This window comes from Mycobacterium sp., from assembly GCF_036488105.1.
In the GTDB taxonomy this organism is placed as follows: domain Bacteria; phylum Actinomycetota; class Actinomycetes; order Mycobacteriales; family Mycobacteriaceae; genus Mycobacterium.
In genome coordinates this window covers 1-4,034 of sequence record NZ_DASXHW010000484.1, presented here as the reverse complement: position 1 = coordinate 4,034, position 4,034 = coordinate 1, and the positions used below count along the sequence as shown (strand labels likewise).

General features: G+C 66.6%; 6 protein-coding genes and 1 pseudogene. All 7 read right to left on the bottom strand.

Annotation, left to right across the window (positions count from 1 at the left end; genetic code table 11):
* Window positions 1-950 (bottom strand): annotated as a pseudogene (locus VGH54_RS25330) (spermidine synthase); the annotation flags it as partial.
* Complete coding sequence (locus VGH54_RS25325) at window positions 947-1,402, bottom strand: DUF350 domain-containing protein (RefSeq protein ID WP_331514883.1); 456 nt, start codon at window positions 1,400-1,402, stop codon at window positions 947-949. The gene VGH54_RS25325 and the pseudogene VGH54_RS25330, both read right to left, overlap by 4 nt.
* Window positions 1,403-1,447: 45 nt before the next feature.
* Complete coding sequence (locus VGH54_RS25320; RefSeq protein WP_331514882.1) at window positions 1,448-1,879, bottom strand: DUF4247 domain-containing protein; 432 nt, start codon at window positions 1,877-1,879, stop codon at window positions 1,448-1,450.
* Window positions 1,876-2,370, bottom strand: coding sequence for a DUF2617 family protein (locus VGH54_RS25315; protein ID WP_331514881.1), 495 nt, complete (start codon window positions 2,368-2,370; stop codon window positions 1,876-1,878). Before VGH54_RS25315 ends, VGH54_RS25320 begins: the two co-directional genes overlap by 4 nt.
* 12 nt (window positions 2,371-2,382) lie before the next feature.
* Window positions 2,383-2,991, bottom strand: a complete 609-nt coding sequence (locus VGH54_RS25310; protein WP_331514880.1) for a DUF4178 domain-containing protein — start codon at window positions 2,989-2,991, stop codon at window positions 2,383-2,385.
* Between the two features lie 156 nt (window positions 2,992-3,147).
* The gene (locus VGH54_RS25305) at window positions 3,148-3,543 is read right to left on the bottom strand and encodes a hypothetical protein (RefSeq protein ID WP_331514879.1); all 396 of its coding nucleotides are present in this window, start codon (window positions 3,541-3,543) and stop codon (window positions 3,148-3,150) included.
* Window positions 3,544-3,646: 103 nt separating this feature from the next.
* Window positions 3,647-4,034 (bottom strand): hypothetical protein (locus VGH54_RS25300; protein ID WP_331514878.1); only part of this gene is annotated, 388 nt, incomplete at its 5' end.

The window sequence follows — 4,034 nt, the reverse complement described above, 5'->3', positions numbered from 1 at the left end:
GCCAGTCCGTCGCCGCCACCCAGTACGAGCACCGAGTGTGCACCGGCACCGAGCGCGGGATAGACGAGGCTCTCGGTGTAGCGGTACTCGTCGCGGGTGGAGAACTGCAGACCGCCGTCCAGATACAGCCGCATGTCGTTCCCGCGGCGGGTGACGACGATCTCCTGATACGCGGATTGCCGCCAGGCGATGATCGGGTCGGCGTAAAGCCGTTGGCGACTGGTCGTTTCGATGTCCTGGGCGCGTACCAGCAAGGTGGCAAGCAGCGCCAGCGCCACGCCCAGCGCGCCGAGCGCCGTGAGCAACTTCCGCGTGCTCACGACCCGCCGCAGCAGGAAAATCGACACCACAGCCGCGGCTAGCAGGTTGATGATGCCGGTCGCCGCGGCGCCACGGATCATGCCCAGATGGGGTAGCAGCACGAATGGCCACACCAGCCCACCGATCAACGCGCCGAGGTAATCGGCGGCGTTGAGGTTGGCCAGCGTCCGCCCGGTGTCGGTGGCACCAGCGGTGCGGCCACGCTGCAACAAGGTCATCAACAGCGGCACCTCGGCGCCGACGAGCGCACCGATCAGCGCGGTGCCCAGCGCCAGCATCAGCAGCGACCCGCCGACGAACGAGAACATCACGTACAGCACGGTGGCCGACAATCCGCCGACGATGGCCAGCAGTGCTTCGACCGCGACGAAAGCGATTGCAGCCCAATGCAGTAACGGCTTGACCAGCAGGGCGCCGGCCCCCAGTGCGGCGATGTAGCCGGCAACGATCAGCGAGGTGGCGATGATGCCGCCGCCGTTCAGACTCGTCGACAAGGTCAGCAGCGCGAGCTCGTAGATGATGCCGCATGCCGCACACGCCGCGACCGCGGCAAGCAGCACGGCGCGCCAGCGCGTGGTTGCGATCGGCGCGTGGGCGGGCGAATCAGGCTGCTGCTCAGTCGATGTCATGACAGCGCGGCAGCGGTCACTCCCCCCACGGCCAGCAGCATCACGGCCGTGGCGAACGCCGCCGGGTGCAGCTCGGGCTCGTCGATGTGTTCATGAAAATCGCCCGGGATCACGAAGTGCATGGCTAGGATTGCGATCCCTTGCAGGACAACGCCCATCAGTCCGTACACCGCCACACCCACCAGTCCCTGGCCGAGTTGGCTGTAGCTGTTCGTGATCGCGCTGATGATGACGGCGGCCAGCGCGATGTAATTCGCGCAGGCAAGGATGACCGCGTTGGGGCGGCGGTCGATGAAGACCAGTTGCCGCAACTTCCCAGGGGTCAGGACGTCGACCACGATGAAGCCCATGATCAGAACGGTTGTGCCGACCAGGAAGTACAAGATGGTGGCCAGTGCGCCCTTGAAGACCGGATTGAGGTCGATGGTTCCCAACTCGACGGCCAGGTACATGACTGTCTCCTTTTCGCTCCTACGCGTATTGCGTTCGGTTAGGGGTCATTTGGTTCCGCCCGGGCCGCCGGTGCTGCCACCCGAACCGCGCGATGGAGACCCGGGGTAGAACCCGGGGCCGAGGAATATGAACGCGCCGTGGCTGTAGCCGGCGGCCAGGTCTTCGACGCGGATGCTGCACGGGTGCGTGCCGTCGGCGCCGACCGACACGATGGCGTCGTCGTAGCGCAGGTATTGGGTGCCGGCGTTGTCGGCGCGCGCCGCGGGACTCTGGTAGCCGGTGAGCGTGTCGGCCACCTGAGTGGGCGATCCCGTGCACAGATATCGGGTGCCGCCGGCGTCGCGCGAGTATTCGTGGTAGTGAGATGCGATATATGAGCGGATGTCTTTGTGCTGCATCGATATTCCGAATACCAGGCTGACCACCGAGCTGACGGCCAATCCAAGGGCCAACAGGAACAGGCCGTTGCGGCTCATGGGCGCCACCGGCTGGTGGTGTAGACGACGGTGCCGCCGGGCGGGGCGGGGTAGAGGTGCCAGGTCTGCCAACGCCAGCCGGCGCCGTCCGGTTCGGCGGCCAGCGCGGTCAGCGCCGCGTTGTCGCCGGGGAATGTGCCGCCCAGCCAACCGATCTCGGTTGCGCAGCGTTGACGCAGCTGATCCGCGAGCTGACGGAACGCGACCTCGTCGTGAAAGTCGGTGTGGGACTCCAGGTGATAGCCGGGTGCGTGAGTGCGCTCGGGCAGCTCTCCGCCGAAGTGGCACGAGACTTGCTCGGAGAAAAGGCTGCTGGCGTGCTCGACGGTGATGACGTGCGAGGCGCCCAGGACGCCTAGTACCAGCGCGCCGCCGTCGGGGTGGTCCAGGCGGCAGGTGGCCAGGGGGAGCGGGGCAGGCGCGTTGAGCGCCAGCCCAAGCCCCGAACCGCTGACGTCGGCAGGGGTGACCGACAGCTGATGAAGTGGCACGGGGCGAGGCCCCTACTCTGATGCCGGCGGCGGGGCCGGGTACACGGTGAGCTCGCCGGTCAGCACGGACTTGCCGGTGGAGACCTCCCACGGCATGCTCGGCGCCCAGCGCTCGAAGGACAGCAGCGCGGTCTCGTCGTCGTTGGTGTAGTCGACGAAGTCCATGTCGCCGCCGGCGGGCAGGCCCGTCGTTCCCTCGGTGGTGTAGCCGGCGTGACCGCGCTCCGATTCGTGATAGGTCACGTCGTCGACGACTTGCTGGCCGCCGGGCTCGAGCTGCAACTCCTTGCGGCTGGTCCACATGGCCAGCTTGAGCCGCCCGTCGTCGTCTTCGACGCTGAACCAGATCGGCTCGTCGCCGCCTTCCAGCAGGTGTTCCCACCAGACGAACGGACCCTCGCGATAGGTGACTGAGCCTCGCACCACGTAGTCGACGCCGCCGTAACTGACGATCGCGCCGGGTCCGAGCTGCCGCGGGCCGAACTGCGGCGCAGCGGAGGTGAATGCGAGCGGATCTTCGCGGCCGCCGCTTGGTTTCTTGGGTCGGCGCAGCGCGGCGATGAAAACGACGATCGCCGCGATGAAGAGCACCGCGGCGAGCACGAGCAGCACTGACCCCATGCGCGACCTTTCCGCATGACCGCACCGCGGCGTGACCGATAGTGCGGTTTAACGTAACAGCTTCTTGCTGGGCCGGGCAGAGTACCGATGTACGGCGCTGATCGACGGGTCAGAGCAGGCGAACGTGTCCGGAGAAGCGGCGTTAGCCAGCCCGACTCAACCCGGTTGACCAGGCTGGCCCGGTTGACCCGGTTGACCCGGTTGGCCTGGCTGGCCACCGGGGCCGGGTGCGCCGCCTGCGCCGCCTGCGCCGGGCGCCCCGCCTGCCCCTCCGCTTCCGCCGTTACCGCCATGGCCGCCGTTGCCGCCAGCTCCGCCATGGCCCCCAGCGCCACCTTGGCCGCCGTCGCCGTTGCCGCCGGGCGGATCGAACAGGGCCGGACGGCTGACGGTGTTGACCACGTCAGCGCCGGCGGCGGGTGCGGTGGCCGGCGGGGTCACCGCCGCAGCAATGAGCATGCCGGTGGCCGCGCCGAATCCGGCGATACGACTGCGATGTCTTAAGACGTTGTGCGACTGGCGGTTTCGCTTTGTGTCGCGGTGGCGAGTCATTTTCCTGCCTCCTTTGGGCGACCCGACTTGCGTCCGTTCGCGTGGCGTAAAGGTCTAGGAAAGCAACGGTCTTTGCCGGATGGTTGGCACCGCTCTTTGTCGGTTAGCTGCACAACTGATTGATCTGGGTGATTTCGGTGTCGAGGTCTTTTCGTATTGGAGCCAGAGCATCAGGTGCCGCATTGGTCAGATAGTTTATGCCCAGCTGTTGGATGGTGTTGGCCATGGTAGTTGCGGCTTTGGCGAGATCAGCTGGGGCCGCGCTATTGGCGGCGATCCGTTCGTGCAGGTATGAGCCGCCTCCGATGAGGGCCAAACGTGCACTGGTGGCCACCGCAAGTTCGGCAATAGGGTCGTTGATGTTCGGGCTCTGCAGGTGGGTATTGATAACCACCGCTTGTCGGGCGCTGGCGTAGGCGGAGCACACGTTCGCTTTCGCGTCGCCGCCTTGCTGGGCCACCGATGCCGTGTTGTGTGCCGGATGGAAATAC

Bases quoted from the DNA above. Each gene is read 5' to 3' on its own strand.
- VGH54_RS25325 (WP_331514883.1), bottom strand. From the start codon at position 1,402: ATGTACCTGGCCGTCGAGTTGGGAACCATCGACCTCAATCCGGTCTTC.
- VGH54_RS25320 (WP_331514882.1), bottom strand. From the start codon at position 1,879: ATGAGCCGCAACGGCCTGTTCCTGTTGGCCCTTGGATTGGCCGTCAGC.
- VGH54_RS25310 (WP_331514880.1), bottom strand. From the start codon at position 2,991: ATGGGGTCAGTGCTGCTCGTGCTCGCCGCGGTGCTCTTCATCGCGGCG.
- VGH54_RS25305 (WP_331514879.1), bottom strand. From the start codon at position 3,543: ATGACTCGCCACCGCGACACAAAGCGAAACCGCCAGTCGCACAACGTC.